Below are 21,892 nucleotides of genomic sequence, written 5' to 3' on the forward strand. Positions count from 1 at the left end.
CGAGAGAAGCCCGTTCCCGGTTTCTCTGTGCGCGAGGGGGGAGTTGAACCCCCACGCCCTTTCGGGCACTGGAACCTGAATCCAGCGCGTCTGCCTATTCCGCCACCCGCGCATTGGGTGTTGTCCTCGGACTCTCCCGCATCAACCCGGCCCCCTGGCCCGGTTTCTGCCGGTTCGCCTTCCGACATCGAGAACATTAGCACGTCGTACGGGGTGCCTTCACATCCATTGGGCTCACTCCGGTTGCGGGACACTGGTGCGGGGGACCTCTACGATCCGTGTGGTGGGAGAGGGGGCGGCGACGCCGGCCACGAACGCGGACGGGACGACGGGAACGGCACGGACGGACGGCCACTGGTGTCCGGAGGGCCCGCCCCGGGCAAGGGGTACCGGGCGGGCGGAGCCGTGTGAGCGTCGACACCCGCCGCTGCGGGGACGGCAGGGAACCACTTGTTTCCCCCGAGCGTGGATACGATCAGTAAGCAGTACCAGGATGATTCGAGTGGACGTCGAGGAGGGAGGTGCCCCATGGGGGTCCTGAAGCGCTTCGAGCAGCGGCTCGAGGGTCTCGTCAACGGCACCTTCGCCAAGGTGTTCAAGTCAGAGGTCCAGCCCGTCGAGATCGCGGGCGCACTCCAGCGCGAGTGCGACAACAACGCCCAGATCTGGAACCGTGACCGCACGGTCGTGCCGAACGACTTCATCGTCGAGCTGAGCACCGGCGACTACGAACGCCTCAGCCCCTACTCCGCGCAGCTCGGCGACGAGCTGTCCGGCATGGTGCGCGACTACGCGAAGCAGCAGCGCTACTCCTTCATGGGCCCGATCAGCGTCCACCTGGAGAAGGCCGACGACCTGGACACCGGCCTGTACCGGGTGCGCAGCCGCACCCTGGCCTCGAGCGAGTCCCAGTCGCCCTCCGGCGGCGGGCAGCCCGCTCCCTCCCCGGGCCCCGGGGCGCGCGGCGGCTACGGCTACCCGCCCCAGCCCGCCTCCCCCCCGCCCGTGCCCCCCGGCCCGCCCGGCGTGCAGCCGTACGGCGGCCACGGCGCGCAGCCGCACTCCCCGGTGACCCGGCTCCCCGGCACCGGCGGCGGGTCCGCGACGACCCGCCGCTGGGTGGAGATCAACGGCAGCCGGCACCAGCTGTCCCGGGCCTCCGTGGTCATGGGGCGCAGCACCGAGGCCGACATCAGGATCGACGACCCCGGCGTCTCCCGCCGGCACTGCGAGATCCGCATCGGAACCCCGTCGACGATCCAGGACCTCGGGTCGACGAACGGCATCGTCGTGGACGGGCAGCACACCACGCGCGCTACGCTCCGCGACGGCTCCCGCATCGTCGTGGGGAGCACCACCATCGTGTACCGGCAAGCCGAAGGGTGAAGCGGGGCCAATGTCAGAGCTGACCCTGACGGTCATGCGGTTGGGTTTCCTCGCCGTACTGTGGCTGTTCGTCATCGTCGCGGTGCAGGTCATCCGCAGCGACCTGTTCGGTACCCGGGTGACCCAGCGCGGCGGCGGCCGCGCCCGGCCCGCCCCCGAGCGGGAGCGCCCGCAGGCGTCGGGAGGCCGGCAGCAGAGCCGGCAGTCCCCGCGCCAGCGCCGCGGCGCCCCGACGAAGCTCGTGGTCGTCGAGGGGTCCCTGGCCGGCACGACCGTCGCCCTCCAGGGCCAGACGATCACCCTCGGCCGGGCGCACGACTCGACGATCGTGCTGGACGACGACTACGCGTCCAGCCGTCATGCCAGGATCTACCCCGACCAGAGCGGTCAGTGGATCGTCGAGGACATGGGGTCGACCAACGGCACCTACCTGGACCGGTCGCGGCTCACCGCGCCGCAGCCGGTCCCGCTCGGTGCGGCGATCCGCATCGGCAAGACCGTCATCGAGCTGCGGAAGTAGTCGCACAATGGCTGAACCGAGCGGACCGAGCGGACTGGGAAAGCTCAGCATCGGAGGGTGGGCACCGTGCGGATGTACCCGGAGCCGACGGGCGAGGTGCGCATGAGTCTTTCTCTGCGCTTCGCAGCGGGGTCGCACAAGGGCATGATCCGCGAGGGCAACGAGGACTCCGGCTACGCCGGCCCACGTCTCCTCGCGGTCGCCGACGGCATGGGCGGCCAGGCGGCCGGCGAGGTCGCCAGCTCCGAGGTGATCTCCGCCCTCGTCCAGCTCGACGACGACATCCCCGGCTCCGACCTGCTCACCGCGCTCGGCCGCTCCGTGCAGCGGGCCAACGAGCAGCTGCGCGTCATGGTCGAGGACGACTCCCAGCTCGAGGGCATGGGCACCACGCTCACCGCCCTGCTGTGGACCGGCCAGCGCCTCGGCCTGGTGCACGTCGGCGACTCCCGCGCCTACCTGCTGCGCGACGGCTCGCTCTCCCAGATCACCCAGGACCACACCTGGGTGCAGCGCCTGGTCGACGAGGGCCGGATCACCGAGGAGGAGGCCGGCACCCACCCGCAGCGCTCCCTGCTGATGCGGGCGCTCGACGGCCGCGGACAGGTCGAGCCCGACCTGTCCATCCGCGAGGTCCGCGCCGGCGACCGGTACCTGATCTGCTCCGACGGCCTGTCCGGCGTGGTCAGCCACCAGACCCTGGAGGAGACCCTCGCCGGCTACCGCGGTCCGCAGGAGACCGTGCAGGAGCTGATCCAGCTCGCCCTGCGCGGCGGCGGCCCCGACAACATCACCTGCATCGTCGCCGACGTCCTCGACACCGACGACGGCGACACCCTGGCCGGCCGGCTCCACGACGCCCCGGTCGTGGTGGGCGCGGTGGCCGAGAACCAGCACGCGATCGCCGACCAGCGGGCGATGCAGACCCCGGCCGGCCGCGCCTCCGAGCTGGGCCGCAACGTGCCCCCGCCCGCCCCCGCACCCGAGGGCGCCTTCGGGCCGCCCGGGAGCGGCGGCCACGACCTGCAGCAGGGCAGTTTCGGCGCGTACGCCGGGGCCGACCTGGGCAAGCCGCGCCGCAAGGGCCGCTGGTTCAAGAACACGGCACTGATCGTCCTGGCCCTCGGCGTGGTCGGCGGCGGCCTGTACGGCGGCTGGCGCTGGACCCAGACCCAGTACTACGTCGGAACCGAGGACGACCACGTCGCCGTCTACCGGGGCGTGGACCAGGACCTGGCGTGGATCAGCCTGTCGCAGATCCACGAGGACCGCCCCGACATCGAACTCAAGTACCTGCCGAACTACCAGCGCAAGCAGGTGCGGGAGACCATCGCGGTCAACAGCCTCGCGGAGGCGGACGCCAAGGTCGGCGCCCTCCTCAAGCAGGCCGTGGTCTGCGAGAAGGTCGTCCTGATCGACCAGCAGCGTGAGCAGGAGGCGAAGGAGAGGGAGAAGGAGAAGGACGCCTCGGGCAGCACCGGCAGGCCGGCGCAGCCCGGCTCCTCCCCCTCGGCCGGCGGCACGGGCACGGGCGGGGGAGCGGTGGTGGGGGAGAACCCGGCAGCCCCCGCGGCGATGAGCTTCTCCGTCCGGTCGCTCCTCCCGGCCTCCCTGACCGTCCCCATGGCCACTGCGACGCCCTCACCGGGGATCACGACCGCGCCGGACGCGGGCGGGACCGGCAAGCCGGGCGGACCGGACGGATCGGACGGCAAGGCGGCCGCCGACCCGGCACCCAGCCTCTCCCTCTCCCCCGAGGAGCAGAAGCTGGCCCAGCAGTGCGACACAGGCCGGCAGTAAGCAACGAGCACGCAGGGGGGCGGAGGCGGAACGAGTGAGCGTCGTCAGCAACACAACCACCATCGGGTCGATCGGAGCCCCGAGCAGGCGGAACACCGAGCTGTTGATGCTCGCCTTCGCCGTCGTCATCCCGGTCTTCGCCTACATCAACGTCGGCCTGGCCATCGACGGCACGGTGCCGGCCGGAGTCCTCGGCATGGGTCTCGGCATGGCCCTGCTGGCAGCCGTCGCCCACATAGTCGTGCGCCGCTTCGCCCCCTACGCCGACCCGCTGCTGCTGCCGCTGGCCACGCTGCTGAACGGCCTGGGCCTGGTGCTCATCTGGCGGCTCGACCAGTCCGAGCGGCTGCGGCAGCTGGGGCAGGGCACTGCCGCCTCCAACCAGCTGATGTGGTCGACCCTGGGCGTGGCCGGATTCGTGATCGTCCTGATCTTCCTCAAGGACCACCGCATACTCCAGCGCTACACCTACATCTCCATGGTGGTCGCACTGGTGCTGCTGGCCGCGCCCGCGTTCTTCCCCGCCCGCGAGGAGGACTTCGGCGCGAAGATCTGGATCCGCATCGGCTCCTTCTCCATCCAGCCCGGCGAGTTCGTCAAGATCATCATCGCCGTCTTCTTCGCCGGCTACCTGATGGTCAAGCGCGACGCCCTGGCCCTGGCCAGCCGCCGCTTCATGGGGCTCTACCTGCCCCGGGGCCGCGACCTCGGCCCCATCCTCACCGTCTGGGCGCTGAGCATCCTCATCCTGGTCTTCGAGACCGACCTGGGCACCTCGCTCCTCTTCTTCGGCATGTTCATCGTGATGCTCTACGTCGCGACCGAACGCACCAGCTGGATCCTCTTCGGCCTGCTGATGTCGGCGGCCGGCGCGGCGGCGGTGGCCACCTTCGAGTCGCACGTCCAGCAGCGCATCGTCGCCTGGCTCAACCCGATGGCGATCTTCCTGCCCCCGGAACAGCGGCCCGATGGCCTCATCTCCGACCAGGCCGCGCAGGCCCTGTTCGCCTTCGGCTCCGGCGGGGTGCTCGGCACCGGCCTCGGACAGGGTCATTCCGACCTGATCGGCTTCGCCGCCAAGAGCGACTTCATCCTCGCCACTGTCGGTGAGGAGCTCGGCTTGGCCGGGATGATGGCCGTGCTCATGCTGTATGCACTGATCGTGCAGCGCGGCATCCGCACCGGCCTGGCCGCCCGGGACCCGTTCGGCAAGCTGTTCGCCGTCGGCCTCTCCGGCGCCTTCGCCCTGCAGGTCTTCATCGTGGCCGGCGGTGTGATGAACCTCATTCCGCTGACCGGTATGACCATGCCGTTCCTGGCCCAGGGCGGATCCTCCGTCATCACCAACTGGGCGCTCATCGCGATCCTCATCCGCATCAGCGACACCGCCCGCAGGCCGGCACCCGCGCCGGCACCCAGTCCTGACGCGGAACCGACTCAGGTGGTCCGACTGTGAACAAGCCCCTGCGACGGGTCGCCATCTTCTGCGGCCTGCTGGTCCTCGCCCTGCTCGTGCGCAGCAACTGGCTGCAGTTCGTCCAGGCCGACGAGTTCAAGACCCACAAGAACAACCGCAGGGTCGAGATCCAGCGGTACGCACAGGAACGCGGCAACATCATCGTCGGCGGCAAGTCGATCACCGGCTCCGCCGAGACCTCCGGCAGCGACTTCAAGTACAAGCGCACCTACAAGAACGGCGAGATGTGGGCCCCGGTCACGGGCTTCTCCTCTCAGGCCTTCGGCAGCACCCAGCTGGAGAGCATCTACGACGGCATCCTCACCGGCAACGACGACCGGTTGTTCTTCAGCAACACCGTCGACATGCTGACCGGCAAGGACCAGCAGGGCGGTGACGTCGTCACCACGCTCAACGCCGCGGCGCAGAAGGCCGCGTTCAAGGGCCTCGGCGACAAGAAGGGCGCCGTGGCCGCGATAAACCCGCAGACCGGCGCCATCCTCGCCCTCGCCAGCACCCCTAGTTACGACCCGTCGAAGATCGCGGGCAACTCCCTCAAGACGGACACCAAGAACTGGCAGGAGCTCAGCAGCGAGGACAACAAGGACAAGCCCATGCTCAACCGGGCCCTGCGGGAGACCTACCCGCCGGGCTCGACCTTCAAGGTCGTCACCGCCGCCGCGGCCCTGGAGAACAAGCGCTACAGCAGCATCGACGAGAAGACGGACACGCCGCTGCCGTGGATCATGCCGGGCACCACGACCCCGCTGCCCAACCTGGTCAACGAGCCCTGCAAGGAAGCCTCACTGAAGGTCGCCATGCAGTTCTCCTGCAACACCGTCTTCGGCAAGCTGGGCTCCGACCTCGGCGTGGAGAAGATGGCCAAGCAGGCAGAGAAGTTCGGCTTCAACGAGGAGCAGTTCGTCCCCGTCCGGGCCGAAGCGAGCCGCTTCCCGACCGAGATGGAGCCCTCCGAGGCCGCACTGTCCGCCATCGGCCAGTTCGACGTCGCCGCCACCCCCCTGCAGATGGCCATGGTCACCGCCGCCATCGCCAACGACGGCAAGCTGATGCAGCCCTACATGGTTGATCAGCTCCGCGCCCCCGACCTCGACGTGATCGAGCAGACCGAGCCGGAGGAACTGTCCGAGGCCATGTCCGCCGAGAACGCGCAGAAGCTCCAGCAGATGATGGAGTTCGTGGTCACCGACGGCAGCGGCAAGAACGCCCAGATCCCGGGCGTGACCGTCGGCGGCAAGACCGGTACCGCGCAGCACGGCGAGAACAACAGCAAGAACCCCTACGCCTGGTTCATCTCCTACGCCAAGACCGACAACGGCTCGCCCGTGGCGGTCGCGGTCGTGGTCGAGGACTCCGGCGCGGCCCGCGAGTCCATCTCCGGCGGCGGCCTGGCGGCCCCGATCGCCAAGGGCGTCATGCAGGCGGTCCTCGGCAAGTGAGAATGGCCACCTCTCCCCGGCCGCTGTCCGCCCGTACGTGTACCGGTCGGGTATCAGCTCGCTCCGGGGGCCGGGGTCGACGCGGTACGCCCGGTAGCGTATGGGCGAGCAGCCACACGCATCGGTGAGGGAGAGGCTGGAAACCATGGAAGAGCCGCGTCGCCTCGGCGGCCGGTACGAACTGGGCGGGGTGCTCGGCCGTGGCGGCATGGCCGAGGTCTACATCGCCCACGACACCCGGCTCGGCCGCACCGTCGCAGTGAAGACCCTGCGCACGGACCTCGCCAGTGACCCGACGTTCCAGGCCCGGTTCCGGCGCGAGGCCCAGTCGGCGGCCTCGCTGAACCATCCGGCCATCGTCGCCGTCTACGACACCGGCGAGGACTACGTCGACGGGATCTCCATCCCCTACATCGTGATGGAGTACGTCGAGGGATCCACCCTCCGGGAGCTGCTGCACTCCGGTCGCAAGCTCCTCCCGGAGAGATCCCTGGAGATGACCATCGGCATCCTCCAGGCCCTCGAGTACAGCCACCGCAGCGGCATCGTCCACCGCGACATCAAGCCGGCGAACGTGATGCTCACGCGCAACGGCCAGGTCAAGGTCATGGACTTCGGCATCGCCCGCGCCATGGGCGACGCCGGCATGACGATGACCCAGACCGCCGCCGTCATCGGCACCGCGCAGTACCTCTCCCCCGAGCAGGCCAAGGGCGAGCAGGTCGACGCCCGCTCCGACCTGTACTCCACCGGCTGCCTGCTGTACGAGCTGCTCACCGTGCGTCCGCCGTTCGTCGGCGACTCCCCGGTGGCCGTGGCCTACCAGCACGTCCGCGAGGAGCCCCAGCCGCCCTCGGTGTACGACCCCGAGGTCACGCCCGCGATGGACGCCATCGTGCTCAAGGCGCTGGCCAAGAACCGGGAGGACCGCTACCAGAGCGCCGACGAGATGCGCGCCGACATCGAGCGGGCCCTCGACGGCCTGCCGGTGGCCGCCGCCATGCCCGCCGGCGCCGGTGCCTACGCCGGCGACGGCGGCTACTCCGAGGCCGCCACCACCGCCATGCCCGCCCACGGCGGTGCCGCCCCCACCTCGATGCTCCCGCCGATGCGCGAGGACGACGGCGGCTACGGCTACGACGAGCCGTCGCGCGCGGGCCGCCGGCAGCAGCAGAAGAAGAGCAACACCTCGACGATCCTGCTGGTGGCCGCCGCGGTCGTGGTGCTGATCCTGTCGATCTTCCTCGGCAAGGAGCTCTTCAGCGGCGGCTCGGGCAGCGACGATTCCGTGGTGCCCAACCTCAAGGGCAAGACGTTCACCGAGGCGGAGAGATCCGTGAAGAACGTCGGTCTGCTCGTGGAGAAGGGCGGCACCGAGTTCTGCGACGAACCGGTGGACGCCGTCTGCTCCCAGGACCCGGAGAAGGGCACCAAGCTCGCCGAGGGCGAGACCGTCACGGTCAAGATGTCCAAGGGCGAGGCGCCCGTCGAGGTCCCGGACGTCGTCGGCGACAAGATCGACGAAGCCGAGCAGGAGCTCAAGGACGCCGGGTTCGAGGTGACCCAGAAGCAGGAGGTCGCCGACGAGGAGCCGGGCACCGTGCTGCGCCAGAGCCCCGACGGCGGGGAGACGGCCAAGAAGGGCAGCACGATCAGGCTGGTCGTCGCCAAGGAGGAGGACCGGGTCGGCGTACCGGACGTCATCGGAAGGACACAGGCGGATGCCGAGGCGCAGATCAAGGGCGCAGGCCTGACGCCGGCGATCGGCGAGCCGATCGAGACGGCCGACCAGGCGGAGGGCACGGTCGTGCAGCAGTCCCCGGCGGGCAACCAGCAGGTCGCGCCGGGCTCCACCGTGACCCTGCGGCTCGCCAAGGCCCCCGCCACCCAGGCAATGCCCGGCCTGACCGGTCAGCCGGTGAAGCAGGCCGAGGATGCGCTCAAGGCGCTGAACCTGGACCTGCAGATCCAGATCAGCGGCGACAACTCCGACAAGGCCGTGGTGGCGGGCACCAACCCGCCCGCAGGCACCCCGCTCAAGAAGGGGGACACCGTCGTCCTGCAGACCGTCAAGATCGACGGCGGCGGGGACGGGGGAGTCATCTTCGGCCAGGGCAGCGACTGGAACGACTGACGCCCGGTACCGGGAAGGGCAGTGACGACGGGGCCCGCGGACATTGTGTCCGCGGGCCCCGTCGTCGTTCGCCGTGTCCGGGCCCGTTATCCGCGCAGTTCCTTCGGCGGGGTGCGGTCGGCGTCGACCTTCTCGGTGCGCTCCAGCTCGCCCCACACGATGTAGCGGTAGTCGGAGGTGTACATCGGGGTGCAGGTGGTCAGGGTGATGTACTTGCTCTTCTTCGTGGCGCCGGACTTCTCCGGGATCTGCTGCAGCACGTCCACGTCGAACTTCGAGGTGGACGGCAGGGTCTTGTAGACCTTGTAGACGTACCAGGTGTCCTTGGTCTCGAGGACGACCGGGTCTCCGTCCTTCATCTTGTGGATGTTGTGGAACTTGGCGCCGTGGCCGTCGCGGTGGGCGGCCAGGGAGAAGTTGCCGTCCTTCTCCCACGGCAGGGCGGCCTTGATCGGGTCCGTGTAGTAGCCGGCCACGCCGGCGTTGAGGATGTCGCCGTCGGTGCCCTTCTTGACCAGCACCGGGTCGTCGTCCATGGCCGGGACGTGGAGGAAGCCGACGCCGTCCTTGGTGTCCAGCTCGCCCGGCCCCTTGTCGGACCAGCTCTGGCGGACCCGGTCGGCGTCCCGGCCCGCCTCCCGGTCGGCCAGGACGTTGGTCCACCACAGCGAGTAGGCGACGAACAGGGCGAGCACCAGGCCGACGGTGATCAGCAGCTCGCCGACGAAGCTGACGGTGGCCGCCACGATCCCGCGCCCCCTGCGGGAAGCCGGGCCGGTCCCGCCGCCGGCGGCCGCGGCCGGGCCGGAGGTCTGGTCGTTCTCACTGTCCTGCGCCGTCGTCACCGCGTGTCCCGTCTTCTCATGTCCTCCGGGCGCTCATCCCACCAGAGCGTCCGGCTTGCCCTTGCTGCGCGGGCGTTCGTCGACCATCTTGCCCCACACGATCATCCGGTACGTGGAGGTGAACTCGGGGGTGCACGTGGTCAGGGTGATGTACCGGCCGGGCTGCGTGAAGCCGCCCTGCTCCGGCACCGGATCGATCACCGCCACGTTGGACGGCGGGGTCTGCGGCAGGATGCTCGCCATCTCGTACGTGTAGTACCGGTCGGCCGTCTCGACGATGATCTCGTCACCGGGTTCGAGGCGGTTGATGTAGCGGAACGGCTCACCGTGGGTGTTGCGGTGCCCGGCCAGCGCGAAGTTGCCCTGCTCGTCCCAGGGCATCGCCGTCTCCAGGGGCGCCTCCCCGTAGTGCCCGACCAGGCCCTTGTCGAGCACCTTGTGCTTGTCGATGCCCTCCGCGATGGGCGCCTTCACGTCCAGCTTCGGGATGTAGATGATGGCGAAGCCCTGGCCCGGCTCGAACGCACCGGGGTCCCGGGCGCCCTTGTCGCCCTTGTCCTTCCACTGGCTCTGCAGTTCGTCGGCCCGGCCGCCGGCCTCCTGGAGGGCCAGCACGTTCGTCCACCACAGCTGGTAGGCGACGAAGAGCAGCATCAGCACGCCCAGCGTGATGAACAGTTCGCCGGCCACCTGGCTGGCGACCACCGCCGGGCCGCCCCTGGCCGCCCGCGCCGCGCGCCGCGCCTGCGCGCGCCCGCCGGGGACGGGGGAGGGGGACTCCGCGGACGCGGACGGCCCCGGGGAGGCGCCGGTCCCCGCCGCGCGCGCCCGGCGACGGGCGGCCCGGCCGCCCCCGGGCGGGGCGGGGACGGTGCGGGCGGCGTCCGCGGAGGGGACGGGGTCCGCCAGGGCGGGCAGGACGGCCGTGGGCGCGTCGGCGGGGAGCGACCCCGCGCCGCCGGGAGCAGGAGGAGTAGAAGGAGCGGGGAAAGCTGTGGAGGCCGCGGGGACGACGGGGGCGGCAGCTCCGTCCGCGCCGTCGCGGGGCCCGGTGGCACGGCCGTGTCTTCCGGCGGCTTCCTGGGCCGCCCTGCGGCGCGCCGCGCGCCCGCCCGGAACGACGGGCGGCGCCTGCGTCCCCGCGTCCGTGACGGGGGCCCCGGGAGCGGCTGGCGCCCCCGGAACGGCAGGGGCGTCAGATGCGTCAGGGGCGGCCGCCTGTGCCGCCCGCGCGGCCCTGCGGCGGGCCGCCCGCCCGCCGGGGGTCACGGGCACGGCGGGCGGCGCCCCGGCTCCCTCAGGCACGACCCCGCTCGCCGCGGGGCCCCCTGCCGGGAGGCCGTCCACCGGGAGGCTGTCCGCCGGGAGGCCGTCCACCGGGAGGCCTCCCGGTGGGAAGCCGTCGAGACCGCTCGCGGGGGCGCCGACGGCGGTTCCCCGGGCCGCCTGCGCGGCTCTGCGGCGGGCCGCGCGCCCGCCGGGGGCAGCAGGGGGCCCGGAGGCCGCAGGCCCGGCAGGAGCCGCGGCGGGGCCGCCGGGGTGGGGGAACGGGGGGACGGGACCGCCGGGTGCGGAGGGAGGAGCGGCGGGCCCGGGGCCCGGGCCGATCACCGGCAGGAGCTCCGTCGCCGCCTCGTTCGCGATCACCAACGCCCTGCGCGGCCGGGGCGGCCCGCCCCCGTCGGCAGGGCGGACGGGCCGGCCGGCAGGGCCGGGCCCGGCTCCGTGAAGGGGCGGGGGCGGCGGGCCGTCCTCGGGGAACCGGCCGGCCGGCGGCACGGGAACAGCGGGCGGCACGGGGGCGACGGGTACTCCGGGGGCCGCCAGGTGCGCGGGCTGCGGCCGTCCTGCGGCTCCGTCCGGGCCCGGCCAGGCCTGCGGGGGTTCCTGGAGGTCGGCCTGCGGGACGGCGTGCGGGTGGAACCACGGCGACCCGTGGGCCTCCGACGCGGCATCCGACCCGGCCGACCCGGCCGCCCCGGCCGACCCGGCCACCCCGCCCGTACCGGGCCGCCCGTCCGCGCCCGGGCCCCGGCCGGCGGCGCTCCCGCGCCCCGGCAGGGGGTCGTTCAGCGGATCGCCGAGCTGTTCGACCGCCGCCCTGATCTCGCCCGTCGTCTCGTAGGCGGGCTGTTCACGGGCCGGGTCGGGGAATCCGCCCGCGTGCTCGGGGCGGAGTCCCGTCACTTCCCGATCACCGGCGCCAGGCCGGCCGACCGGTCCACAGCGTCCAGGTCGCCGCAGTGCACCAGCCAGTTGGCCAGCATGCGGTGACCCCATTCGGTGAGCACCGACTCCGGGTGGAACTGGACGCCCTCCACCGGCAGGTCTCGGTGGCGCAGCCCCATGATCACGCCGCTGTCGGTCCGGGCGGTGACCTCCAGCTCCTCCGGCACGGTCTCCTCGACGACCGCCAGCGAGTGGTACCGGGTGGCCGTGAAGGGCGACGGCAGGCCGTTGAAGACTCCCGCGCCCTCGTGGAGCACGGGGGACGTCTTGCCGTGCAGCAGCTCGGGGGCCCGGTCCACGACCGCGCCGTGGGCGGCGGCGATCGACTGCAGTCCCAGGCAGACGCCGAAGAGCGGGATCCCGGCCGCGGCGCAGTGGTGCACCATGTCGATGCACACCCCCGCCTCCTGCGGGTTGCCCGGGCCGGGGGAGAGCAGGACCCCGTCGAACCCGTCCCGCGCGTGGGCGGGCTCCACCTCGTCGTTGCGCCGCACCTCGCACTCGGCGCCCAACTGGTAGAGGTACTGGACGAGGTTGAAGACGAAGCTGTCGTAGTTGTCGACGACCAGGATGCGCGCGCTCATCCTGCGGCCCCGTTCTCGCTGTCCACCGTCACGTCGTTGAACGGCAGCAGCGGCTCCGCCCACGGGAAGACGTACTGGAAGAGCACGAAGACGACAGCCAGGACCAGCACGAGGGAGATCAGCGCCCTCACCCATGCGTTGCCCGGCAGATGCCGCCAGATCCAGCCGTACATACGGTCCCTTTCCCAATAGGTCGTGCACCAGAGTAAAGGGCCACCGGCGCCGTGGGTGAGTCAGTCGCGGAAAGCGGTACGCCCGGTCCTCCGCCCACGGCCCGCCGTCCCCGGCCGGGCCGGCCGGCTCACTGCACCGGCTGTGCGTAGTGGAGGTCGACCGTTCCCGACCACCCCGGCAGCGTGTCCCGGTCGCTTTCCTCGACCTTCCAGCCGAGCCCGTACGCCTCGACGTACAGCAGGTAGTTCTGGATCACCGGGTCCCGGTCGAGGGCCCGGACGAGCTTCTTCCGGTCCCCGACGGCCTTGACGACGTAGGGCGGGGAGTAGACGCGGCCCTGGAGGATGAGCGTGTTGCCCACGCAGCGCACCGCGCTGGTGGAGATCAGCCGCTGGTCCATGACCTGGATGCCCTCGGCGCCGCCCCGCCACAGGGCGTTGACCACGGCCTGCAGGTCCTGCTGGTGGATGACCAGGTCGTCGGGGCGGGGGTCGGGGACGCCGGAGACGCGCGGCCCGGCGTCGGGGGGCGCGTCGGTGAGGGTGACGGTGACCGCGGGCCCCGAGACGGGGGTGCCGCCGGACTTCTGCCGGACGCTGCGGAACGCCTTGTCGAGGGCCGGGTCGGTGGCGCCGGCCCCGGCGAGGGCGTCGATGCTCCGGCGGGTGTCCGCGAGCCCGTCCTCCAGGTGTGCGTTGTCCCGGCTCTTCTCGCGGATCAGGTCGGAGAGGCGGAGCATGGAGTCGTCGCTGCGCAGGTCGGTTCCGCGGGAGGTGTCGAAGCTGATCCAGAACAGCAGTCCGGCCAGCGCGAAGATTCCGGCGGTCAGCAGCCGGGGCACGACGGATCTGCTCACCGTACCCTTATCTCCTTCCGACCCGAGGAAGCACTACGCTAACGGACGCCGGGGGGCACCTTGTTCCCCGAGTTCCGACAACCCGCACACCCACGCGAGCCCCGCGCGGTGACGCAGCGCATCGACAGGAGAGTCCCTCGTGCCGAAGTCACGGATCCGCAAGAAGTCGGACTTCACCCCGCCGCCGGAGAAGCAGCAGGCCATAAAGCTGAGCAGCGGCCGGAGTTGGGTGGCTCCGGTGATGCTGGCCCTCTTCGGCATCGGCCTGGCCTGGATCGTGGTCTTCTACGTGACCCAGGGCTCTCTGCCCGTCGAGGCGTGGGGCAACTGGAACATCGTGGCCGGGTTCGGCTTCATCGCGGGTGGGTTCGTGGTCTCCACCCAGTGGAAGTAGGGCGCTCCCGGCAGTTCCGCCGAGCTCTTCGGCCGCGTTGTCCACACCGTTATCCACAGTGGGGAAAAGATCCGAAGACCTGTGGATAACCCGTGTGGAGTCGGCGTGCGAAGGGGTGGTGGCCCGGACTCCGGACCGCCGCCCCTTCTCCGTACGGGTGATGAAACCGCAGGTCAACCCTGCGCGTCACAGGTGCACCGGATCGGGTGCACAGGATTTGACAACTGCTGTGGATAACGTTCCGCGCACCGGGGTCAGCCGGTGATCTGCACGGTCCCCGCCCACACCGTCCCCACGATCGCCAGCAGCACGACGGCGCAGGTCCCCCACTGCACCAGCGGCCGCGCCGCGCCCCGGGGCGCGTGCATCATGCCCAGCGCGACCACCGCGCCGGTCACCAGGCCGCCGATGTGGGCCCGCCAGTCGATGTTGGGCCAGGTGAAGGTGAAGACCAGGTTCAGCGCGAGCAGGATCATGATCGGCCGCAGGTCGTACTTCATCCGGCGCATCATCACCACGGTGGCGCCCAGCAGCCCGAAGATCGCTCCCGAGGCGCCGAGGGACGCGGAGTTCGGCGGGGCCAGCAGGAACGACAGGGCCGCGCCGCCGAGGCCGGAGAGCAGGTAGAGCGCCAGGAACCGCGCACGCCCCAGGGACGCCTCCAGCTGCGGGCCGAGCCAGTACAGCGACAGCATGTTGAACCCGATGTGCGTGATCTCCCAGTGCAGGAAGACCGCGGTCAGCAGCCGGTACCACTGGCCGGGGCCCTCGGCCACGCCGACCGGGCCGTCGCCGCTCCAGGCCCGCCCGACCAGGAGCAGGTCGTTCAGCAGGGGCTTTCCGCCCGCCTGCACCAGCAGGAAGACGGCCAGGTTGATCCCGATCAGGACCATGGTGACCAGGCGGGTGTTCTCCGCGGGGCGGCCGCCGAACACGGTGCGCGCCCGGCGCACCGTGCGGGAGCCCTCCCGCACGCACTCGGGGCACTGGTGGCCGACCGGCGCCTCCACCATGCAGTCGGGGCAGACCGGGCGGTCGCAGCGGGTGCAGGACACCCCCGCCGGCCGGTCCGGGTGCCGGTAGCAGGCGCGCGGACCGGCGCCCTCGTGCGGAGCCGGCCGGCTCTCCGGTTCGTGGACCACTGCGAGACCTTCCCTCACGTCGCGGCGACGCCCCGCCCGTCATGACGGACGGACGGGGCGGAACGTTCCCGGCCGGTGCGCCGTCCGGTCAGCCCTCGGAGACGGTCACCGACTCGATGACCACGTCCTGCACCGGACGGTCGGTGCGCGGGTTGGTCTGCACGGCCGCGACGGCGTCGACGACCCGCTGGCTCTCCTGGTCGGCGACCTCACCGAAGATGGTGTGCTTGCCGGTCAGCCACGCGGTCGGCGAGACCGTGATGAAGAACTGCGAGCCGTTGGTGCCCGGGCCGGCGTTGGCCATCGCGAGCAGGTAGGGCTTGTTGAACGACAGGTCCGGGTGGAACTCGTCGGCGAACTTGTAGCCGGGGCCGCCGGTGCCGTTGCCCAGCGGGTCACCGCCCTGGATCATGAAACCGCTGATCACGCGGTGGAAGACGGTCCCGTCGTACAGGCGCCGGGTGGTCGGTGCCCCGGTGGCCGGGTCGGTCCACTCCCGCTTGCCCTCGGCGAGCTCGACGAAGTTCTTCACGGTCTTGGGGGCGTGGTTCGGCAGGAGCCGCACCCGGATGTCGCCGTGGTTGGTCTTGATGGTGGCATGGAGCTGGTCGGCCACGATGCGCCTTCCCTCGATTTCTCGGACAGCCCCCCATCCTCCCACGAGCGGCGCACGACGGCCCGTGCCCACCCGGGTCCGGGACGGGGCCGTACGAGGCGTCCGGGACGGAAACAGGAATGATCTTTCCCCCGGTGGAAAGGCGACATTCCGAATACCACCGACGAGGAGGTTCTCGTGACCCGCAAGTCTGCCTCCCTGACCAAGGGATGCACTACTGCCCAGCTGAGGCATGACGGGCGCGCCGCGGCCGACCGGACCAGGGACGGGGTACGGCACGCCGTGGAGGTGGTGATTCCGTACGCCGAGGCGGCCCGCGGCGCCGCCGCCCACTACACGGACGAGGCCCGCCAGCACCTGGCGCCCAAGGTCGCGTCCGCCGTCGACCAGGCCCGCCGCACGACCCGCACCCAGCTGGACACCCGCGTGGTGCCGCTGCTGGAACAGGCCCGGGAGGCGGTCCCGCCGAAGGTCGAGCACGCCGTGGAGAGCGCGGCCCAGCAGACCCGGAGGACGGTCCGCCAGGCCGCCGACCACGCCCTGCCGCTGGTGGAGAGCGCCGTCGCCGCCACCGTCGCCGCCACCGTCCCGGTCCGCGACGAGGCAGTCACCCGCAGCGCCGCCGCACTGGCGGCACTGCGCGGCGGCGTGACGGCCGAGGAGATCGAGCAGCTCGTCCGCAGGCACCGGCGGCGGGAGCGCAACGGGCGGTTCGCCAAGCGCCTGCTGGCCGTCGGCGCACTGGCCGGCGGCGCCTGGGCCGCCTGGAACTGGTGGAACCGGCAGACCACCCCCGACTGGCTCGTGGAGGCCCCCGCCCCCACCGAACTCGGTGACCGCTCCCCGCAGGGCGCCACGTCGACCCGGGCCGGGCTGGAAGCGGTGGACGGCTCCGGCCCGGCGGCCGCCACGGGCGCCACGGAGGCCGGCGCCATGGCCGAACAGGCCGAGGAGAACCGCGCCGAGGCGATCGCGGAGGCCGAGAGGACCCAGGCCGAGGCCGCCGAGAAGGCCCGGAAGGAGCACGAGGAGGGTGAGGAGGGCGAACGGCCCTGACCGCCGCGCGGTCCGGGTGCCGGACCGCGGGAAGCACGACAGCGCGGGACCGCCGGGGCGGTCCCGCGCTGCTGCGGTGTGGAGCCTAGGGGAGTCGAACCCCTGACATCCGCCATGCAAAGACGGCGCTCTACCAACTGAGCTAAGGCCCCTCGGCGACCGCGGGGCGATCGCCGGAACCAGGGTACCGGGTGCGGGGAGGATTCCCGACCGGGTATCCGCTTCCGTAGGATGGTTTGCGGATGTTCGCAAGCGCAAACCGGCGTGGCCGACCGCGCCGGGCCCGCATCGAGGAGCCCTCATGGAATCGCCGACCACCGATGCCGCCACCCGTGCCCGGGAGCTCCAGCGCAGCTGGTACGGAGAACCGCTGGGCGACCTCTTCCGCCGGCTCATCGCCGACCTCGGCCTCAACCAGGCCAAGCTCGCCGGCGTCCTGGGGCTGTCCGCCCCCATGCTGTCGCAGCTGATGAGCGGCAACCGGGCCAAGATCGGCAACCCGGCCGTCGTCCAGCGCCTCCAGGCGCTGCAGGACCTCGCCGCCCAGGTCTGCGACGGCAGCGCCACCGCCGCCGACGCCACCGCCCGCATGGACGAGATCCGCCAGTCGGCCGTCTCGGTGCTCAACCCCACCAGCAGCACCGCCGTCCCCAACGCCTCCCCGACACGCCGGGTCGTGCGCGAGATCCAGTTCCTCCTGCGCTCCCTGGCCTCGGCCCAGGAGCTGTTGAAGGCGGCAGACGCCCTCGCGGCGGACCATCACGAACTGGCAGAGTTCTTGCGTGTCTACGGTGCCGGTCGCACCGACGACGCGGTGGCCCACTACGAGGCCCACCAGAGCTGACGGTTGCAGGCCAGATCAAGGGCGGTCACGGCAGGATGGGTGAGGTCTTCGCGGGTCGGTACGAACTGGTCGACCCGATCGGCCGCGGCGGCGTGGGCGAGATCTGGCGGGCCTGGGACCACCGCAGGCGCCGCTACGTCGCGGCCAAGGTCCTCCAGCAGCGCGACGCGCACTCCCTGCTGCGGTTCGTCCGCGAACAGGCCCTGCGCATCGACCACCCCTACGTCCTGGCCCCCAACAGCTGGGCCGCGGACGACGACAAGGTCCTGTTCACCATGGACCTGGTGCGCGGCGGGTCGCTGGCCCACCTGGTCGGCGACTACGGCCCCCTGCCCCCGCGGCTGGTGTGCGTCCTGCTCGACCAGCTCCTGGCCGGCCTGACCGCCGTGCACGCCGAGGGCGTGGTGCACCGCGACATCAAGCCGGCCAACCTGCTGCTGGACGCCACCGGCACCGGCACCCCCCGGCTGCGGTTGTCGGACTTCGGCATCTCGATGCGCAAGGGCGAACCGCGGCTGACCGAGGCCAACTACGTCGTCGGCACCCCCGGCTACTTCGCGCCCGAGCAACTGATGGGCGCCGAACCGGACTTCCCGCAGGACCTGTTCGCGGTGGGGCTGGTGGCGCTGTTCATGCTCAGCGGCCACAAGCCCGACGCGCACGCCCTGGTGGACCAGTTCACCACCGGAGGGGTGCCGCCTGCCCCCCAGGGCATCCCCGAGCCGCTGTGGCAGGTGGTGGCCACCCTGCTGAACCCGGACCCGGACGCCCGCTTCCGATCCGCCACCGGAGCCCGCAAGGCCCTCGCCGCGGCCCGGGACCTCCTCCCCGAGAGCTCCCCCGAGGAGGAGGCCGTCGAGGTCTTCGACCAACTGGGGCCGCTGCCGGAGGGGTTCGGACCGGACGGTCCACTGACCGTGGCGAACGCCTTCCGCCTCCCCCTCCTGCCGCCGCCCCCGCTGCCGGGCGCGCCCCCGCTGCCGGGCTCCGAGGGCCTGCCGCCGATCCCGGCCGCCGGGCCCGGGCCGCAGCCCCCCGCGCCTCCTGCGCCTCCTGCGCCTCCCGGCCCGATGGTGCCGGCCGCCGGGCAGCCCGTTCACGTGCCGCCCGTGCCCGCCGGCCGGCAGAGCCCGTACGCACCCGCCCACTCCGGCGGCACGAAGCCGTACTCGGCCGCCCACCCCGGGGCCGGACCGCTCGCCCCGGCCCCTCCTGCCGGCGGCCGGGCGGCGGCCCGCCGCGCCCGGCAGGGCCCCCCGTCGGGCCCCCCGGCCAAGGTTGCGGTCCCGGTGCTGGTGGTCGCGCTCGCCTGCTTCGCCGTCGGCATCTGGGCCCTCCTGCAGCTTTGACCGCCCGGCCCGCCACCCGGTCACCGTCGGCCGGGCCGGACGGCCGGGCCGGGACGGCCGACGGTCACCAGCCGCCCGAGGAGCCGGTGCCGCCGGACGAACCGGGGCTCCCTGACGAACCGGTGCCGCCGGAGGAGCCGGTCCCGCCGTCCGGCTCCCCGCCCGTGCCCCCGTCACCGCCGCCCTGCGCCGCGGGGCCGGGGCCCGGCACGCCCCCGGGCGCCGGGCCGGGGAAGAACACCGGGCCGGGGAGGGACGCCTGCCCGGGCACGGACGCCCGGCCCGGGAGGGACGCCTGGTCGGGCGGGGGCGGCGGGGGGCCGGGGCGTCGTGCGGCCAGCAGGGACCACAGGCCCAGGCCGAGCACGAGCACGGTGCCCACTCCGATCCCGCCGAACGCCAGCACCTTCATCGTCGTCCGGTCGGCGCCGGCGGCTCCGGCGGCCCCGTCGGGTCCGTCGGGCCCGTCCCCGGCGCCGCCGTCGCCGGCGACCCCGAAGCCCGCGTCGAGCGCGTCCCCCGCGTAGCCGGGCCCGTCGGCCCTCTCGCCCCGCACCTGCACCCGCAGGGTGACGTCCACCGTCCCGTCCGGGCCCACGGTGCCCACCGTGTCGGGGCGGAGCGTGACGGCCAGGTAGTACCAGCCGGCGAAGCCGAAGGGCCGCGCCGCGGAGGAGGTGGCGAACCGGTTGCGGTAGGCCACCGGCACGGTCCGCACGCCGATCCCGATCAGGTCGCCCCGGTACAGTTCCGCCTCCTCCACCGCCCTGCCGCGCACGGTGTTGTACAGCCGCAGGCCGACGCCCGTGGGGACCGCTTTCCCGGTCCCGCCGGGGGAGGCCGCGAACTCGGCGTCGGCGAAGAGCTGTTGGCCCCAGTCCAGCGCCACCCGGTAGAAGCGGGTCTCGCCGGGCTGCAGGCTTCCCTCGTACGCCCCCGTGCCGACGAGGGCGGCGGAGTCGAACCCGGTGCCGCCCTGCCGTGCGACGGCCGCCGCCCGGGGAGGTTCCGGTGTGGTGCCGACCTCCGTCTCCTGCGGCCCGGGACGGGCGTCCTCCACCAGCCCCGGCTCGGACATGTAGCGGATGGCGAGCGGCCAGGCGGCCGGGTCGGAGGACGCCGCCTGCCGCCGGGCGACCGAGAGCAGGTAGGTGCCCGCCCGGGTGCAGTCGCCCGCGGCGCGCTGCGGGTCGATCGTGCGGGAGACGGCGTCGCCGACGGGGTGGACGGCGCCCCGGCGCCCGGTGACGGGCTCGGCCGCGTCGCACACCCGCCCGCTGCGCGTCCTCAGCTCCAGCCGCAGGCCGTCCCCCTGGGACGTGGTGGCCCGCGGGTCCGGGACGCCGAAGACGGAGAGGTGGTCGCTGGAGGTGCCGTCCAGCTCCAGCCGGTAGTACACGGTCCGGCCGGGTTCGAGGCTGTCGGTGTAGCGGCCCGGCTCCAGGGGCGGGGCGTCCTCCGGCGACGCGGCCCCCTCCACCCGCGTCCCGCCCGGCTGCCACACCTCCGCGGCGGGGACGGCGGGGACGGCGGGGGCCGCCGCAGCGGCCCGGGCGGCGGGCAGACCCGCGGGCAGGACCGCCGCCGCGACGAGCACCGCTCCCACCACCGCCCGCGCCGGTCCGCGCGTCCCGGCATTCCTCGTCCGCGTTCTCATCTTCCGACTCCCGGGCCCTCGTACGCCGAACGCTGCCGCAGCGCGGCCAGCGCGGCGAAGGTCGCCAGTACGAGACCGGCCGCACCGAGGGCGGCCGCCACGATCATGAATCCTCTCCCGGCGGAGGGCGCCGTGTCGCCCGCCTTCGCGGAATCGGCCTCCGGCGCGTCGGATCCCGCGGCGGCCGGCGCCCGCTGCTGCGGCCCGGCCAGCTCCTCCCCGAGCACGCTCACCCGCAGCACCACGGGCAGTGCGGCGGAGGTGCGCGGCTTCGCGCCGGGCTCCCAGGACACCGCGAGGTAGTAGTCGCCCGAGGACCTCACCGACGCCACCGACCGCTGCTCGTCCCACCGGTTGGCCCAGGCGACCGGCACCGTCCCGCCGGCGACGAGGACCCGGTCGTCCGGCTGCGCCCCCGGTCCCCGCGCCCCGGAGACCCGGGCCCGGCCCGGCGAGTAGACCGACGCGCGGACCCGGGGGGACGCCGGGCGGTCCGGCCCCGCCGGTCCGCCGGACTCCACGGTGTAGCGCAGCCGCTGCCCCCAGCCCAGGCGGATCCGGTAGAAGCGGGTGCGGGCGGGGAGCACCTCGTCGCGCCACTCCCCCGGGCCGATCCTCCGGGCGTCGTTGAACCCGCTGCCGCCCCCGGCCGGCACCGCCGTCCCGCCGCGGGGACCGCCGGCCCTCCCGGGGCGGGAACCGCCGGGGCGGGGGCCGTCCTCCGGGCGGGGGCCGCCGTCGGGGCCGGACGCCGCCCTGTCCGGCCGTGCCCCCTCGGTTCCCATGCGCAGCTCCAGCGGCCAGCGGTCCCGGTCCGGGCCGTGCCCGGCGACGCGGGTGACGGACAGCAGGTACCGCCCCTTCCGGTCGCAGGTGGGGCTGTCGCCGGCCCCGGGGACCCGGCTGACGGCCGCGGTGAGCACCCCAACACCCTCGTCGCGCCCGAAGCGGGCGGCGGCGGTGCCGCAGGTGTAGGCGTACTCGTCGGCGCGGCGCAGCCGCAGGTCCAGGCCGTCGCCGGAGGCGACGGCGGAACCGGACCGGGGCACGGCGGTGGCGGACAGGTCGGCGGCCGAGGAGGCGTCCAGTTCGGCCGCGTACCAGCGGGTCTCCCCCGGGCCGATGGTGTCCAGGTACTGGCCGGGCCCGATCTCGGGGGCCTGCGAGCCGCGGCCGCCGCCGGCCACCTTCTCGCCCACGAAGCGGTAGGCGTGCCCGGTCACCGCCGGACCGCTCGCGGGGGCCGCCCGGACCGGGGTGTGCGGTGCCGCTCCCGACGCCCGCGCGGGGCCCGTGGCGGCGAGGGCCGCCCCGGCGAGCAGCACGCCCAGGACGGCGGTCGTCCCCGCACGTCGGCGTGGTCGGTGCATCGTCTGTTTCCCCTCCCTGG

General features: G+C 72.9%; 19 protein-coding genes and 2 tRNA genes. 10 read left to right on the top strand and 11 right to left on the bottom strand.

What is annotated here, in order from left to right:
* Positions 1 to 28: 28 nt before the first annotated feature.
* Positions 29 to 112, bottom strand: a tRNA-Leu gene (locus tag GQS52_RS12585).
* A gap of 416 nt (positions 113 to 528) precedes the next feature.
* On the opposite strand from GQS52_RS12585, the gene GQS52_RS12590 reads away from it, so the two are divergent.
* From GQS52_RS12590 to pknB, 6 genes are all read left to right on the top strand, one after another.
* Positions 529 to 1,386 carry a DUF3662 and FHA domain-containing protein gene (locus GQS52_RS12590; RefSeq protein ID WP_182313549.1) on the top strand — a complete coding sequence of 286 codons (858 nt, stop codon included), beginning with the start codon at positions 529 to 531 and terminating at the stop codon, positions 1,384 to 1,386.
* 10 nt (positions 1,387 to 1,396) lie between these two features.
* A complete protein-coding gene (locus GQS52_RS12595; RefSeq protein WP_182313550.1) occupies positions 1,397 to 1,906 on the top strand; it encodes an FHA domain-containing protein in 510 nt (169 codons plus the stop codon).
* 102 nt (positions 1,907 to 2,008) lie between these two features.
* Complete coding sequence (locus tag GQS52_RS12600; protein WP_182313551.1) at positions 2,009 to 3,706, top strand: PP2C family serine/threonine-protein phosphatase; 1,698 nt, start codon at positions 2,009 to 2,011, stop codon at positions 3,704 to 3,706.
* 34 nt (positions 3,707 to 3,740) lie between these two features.
* Positions 3,741 to 5,162, top strand: a complete 1,422-nt coding sequence (locus GQS52_RS12605; protein WP_182313552.1) for an FtsW/RodA/SpoVE family cell cycle protein — start codon at positions 3,741 to 3,743, stop codon at positions 5,160 to 5,162.
* Positions 5,159 to 6,622, top strand: a complete 1,464-nt coding sequence (locus tag GQS52_RS12610) for a penicillin-binding transpeptidase domain-containing protein (RefSeq protein WP_182313553.1) — start codon at positions 5,159 to 5,161, stop codon at positions 6,620 to 6,622. The genes GQS52_RS12605 and GQS52_RS12610 overlap by 4 nt, the downstream gene beginning before the upstream one ends.
* Before the next feature lie 145 nt (positions 6,623 to 6,767).
* On the top strand, positions 6,768 to 8,756 hold the full coding sequence (pknB, locus tag GQS52_RS12615; RefSeq protein ID WP_182313554.1) for a Stk1 family PASTA domain-containing Ser/Thr kinase: 1,989 nt from the start codon (positions 6,768 to 6,770) through the stop codon (positions 8,754 to 8,756).
* Between the two features lie 86 nt (positions 8,757 to 8,842).
* Here the strand turns inward: pknB and GQS52_RS12620 are convergent, their stop codons facing one another.
* The 5 genes from GQS52_RS12620 to GQS52_RS12640 all read right to left on the bottom strand — a co-directional run bounded on the left by GQS52_RS12620 (position 8,843) and on the right by GQS52_RS12640 (position 13,444).
* A complete protein-coding gene (locus GQS52_RS12620; RefSeq protein ID WP_259371106.1) occupies positions 8,843 to 9,505 on the bottom strand; it encodes a class E sortase in 663 nt (220 codons plus the stop codon).
* Between the two features lie 129 nt (positions 9,506 to 9,634).
* Positions 9,635 to 10,978 (bottom strand): class E sortase, encoded by a 1,344-nt coding sequence (locus GQS52_RS12625; protein ID WP_259370745.1) that lies wholly within the window; start codon positions 10,976 to 10,978, stop codon positions 9,635 to 9,637.
* An 806-nt stretch (positions 10,979 to 11,784) separates the two neighbouring features.
* Entirely contained in the window at positions 11,785 to 12,414 is a 630-nt protein-coding gene (locus GQS52_RS12630) for an aminodeoxychorismate/anthranilate synthase component II (RefSeq protein WP_182313556.1), read from the bottom strand.
* Positions 12,411 to 12,587, bottom strand: coding sequence for a hypothetical protein (locus tag GQS52_RS12635; protein ID WP_182313557.1), 177 nt, complete (start codon positions 12,585 to 12,587; stop codon positions 12,411 to 12,413). Before GQS52_RS12635 ends, GQS52_RS12630 begins: the two co-directional genes overlap by 4 nt.
* Positions 12,588 to 12,715: 128 nt before the next feature.
* Positions 12,716 to 13,444, bottom strand: coding sequence for a DUF881 domain-containing protein (locus GQS52_RS12640; protein WP_259370746.1), 729 nt, complete (start codon positions 13,442 to 13,444; stop codon positions 12,716 to 12,718).
* 139 nt (positions 13,445 to 13,583) lie between these two features.
* Between GQS52_RS12640 and crgA the strand changes: the two genes are divergently transcribed.
* Positions 13,584 to 13,838: a cell division protein CrgA gene (gene crgA, locus GQS52_RS12645; protein WP_182313558.1), complete on the top strand. Its 255-nt coding sequence runs from the start codon at positions 13,584 to 13,586 to the stop codon at positions 13,836 to 13,838.
* Between the two features lie 254 nt (positions 13,839 to 14,092).
* Here the strand turns inward: crgA and GQS52_RS12650 are convergent, their stop codons facing one another.
* Together GQS52_RS12650 and GQS52_RS12655 are read right to left on the bottom strand one after the other, a co-directional pair.
* Positions 14,093 to 14,980: a rhomboid family intramembrane serine protease gene (locus tag GQS52_RS12650; protein ID WP_259370747.1), complete on the bottom strand. Its 888-nt coding sequence runs from the start codon at positions 14,978 to 14,980 to the stop codon at positions 14,093 to 14,095.
* Between the two features lie 88 nt (positions 14,981 to 15,068).
* On the bottom strand, positions 15,069 to 15,596 hold the full coding sequence (locus GQS52_RS12655; protein WP_182313559.1) for a peptidylprolyl isomerase: 528 nt from the start codon (positions 15,594 to 15,596) through the stop codon (positions 15,069 to 15,071).
* Positions 15,597 to 15,773: 177 nt separating this feature from the next.
* Here GQS52_RS12655 and GQS52_RS12660 point away from each other — a divergent pair, with 177 nt between their 5' ends.
* Positions 15,774 to 16,652 (top strand): DUF5324 family protein, encoded by an 879-nt coding sequence (locus GQS52_RS12660; RefSeq protein WP_259370748.1) that lies wholly within the window; start codon positions 15,774 to 15,776, stop codon positions 16,650 to 16,652.
* A 79-nt stretch (positions 16,653 to 16,731) separates the two neighbouring features.
* On the opposite strand, the gene GQS52_RS12665 is transcribed toward GQS52_RS12660, so the two are convergent.
* A tRNA-Ala gene (locus tag GQS52_RS12665) sits at positions 16,732 to 16,804 on the bottom strand.
* Between the two features lie 149 nt (positions 16,805 to 16,953).
* On the opposite strand from GQS52_RS12665, the gene GQS52_RS12670 reads away from it, so the two are divergent.
* Together GQS52_RS12670 and GQS52_RS12675 are read left to right on the top strand one after the other, a co-directional pair.
* Positions 16,954 to 17,496, top strand: a complete 543-nt coding sequence (locus tag GQS52_RS12670) for a helix-turn-helix transcriptional regulator (protein ID WP_182313560.1) — start codon at positions 16,954 to 16,956, stop codon at positions 17,494 to 17,496.
* Positions 17,497 to 17,531: 35 nt separating this feature from the next.
* The gene (locus GQS52_RS12675) at positions 17,532 to 18,845 is read left to right on the top strand and encodes a serine/threonine-protein kinase (RefSeq protein WP_182313561.1); all 1,314 of its coding nucleotides are present in this window, start codon (positions 17,532 to 17,534) and stop codon (positions 18,843 to 18,845) included.
* A gap of 64 nt (positions 18,846 to 18,909) precedes the next feature.
* Here GQS52_RS12675 and GQS52_RS28225 read toward each other — a convergent pair whose 3' ends face one another.
* Together GQS52_RS28225 and GQS52_RS12685 are read right to left on the bottom strand one after the other, a co-directional pair.
* On the bottom strand, positions 18,910 to 20,502 hold the full coding sequence (locus GQS52_RS28225) for a hypothetical protein (protein ID WP_182313562.1): 1,593 nt from the start codon (positions 20,500 to 20,502) through the stop codon (positions 18,910 to 18,912).
* A complete protein-coding gene (locus GQS52_RS12685) occupies positions 20,499 to 21,872 on the bottom strand; it encodes a hypothetical protein (protein ID WP_182313563.1) in 1,374 nt (457 codons plus the stop codon). Before GQS52_RS12685 ends, GQS52_RS28225 begins: the two co-directional genes overlap by 4 nt.
* Positions 21,873 to 21,892: the final 20 nt, after the last annotated feature.

The organism is Streptomyces sp. SCUT-3 (genome assembly GCF_014083985.1).
GTDB classification, from domain to species: Bacteria; Actinomycetota; Actinomycetes; order Streptomycetales; family Streptomycetaceae; genus Streptomyces_H; species Streptomyces_H thermolineatus.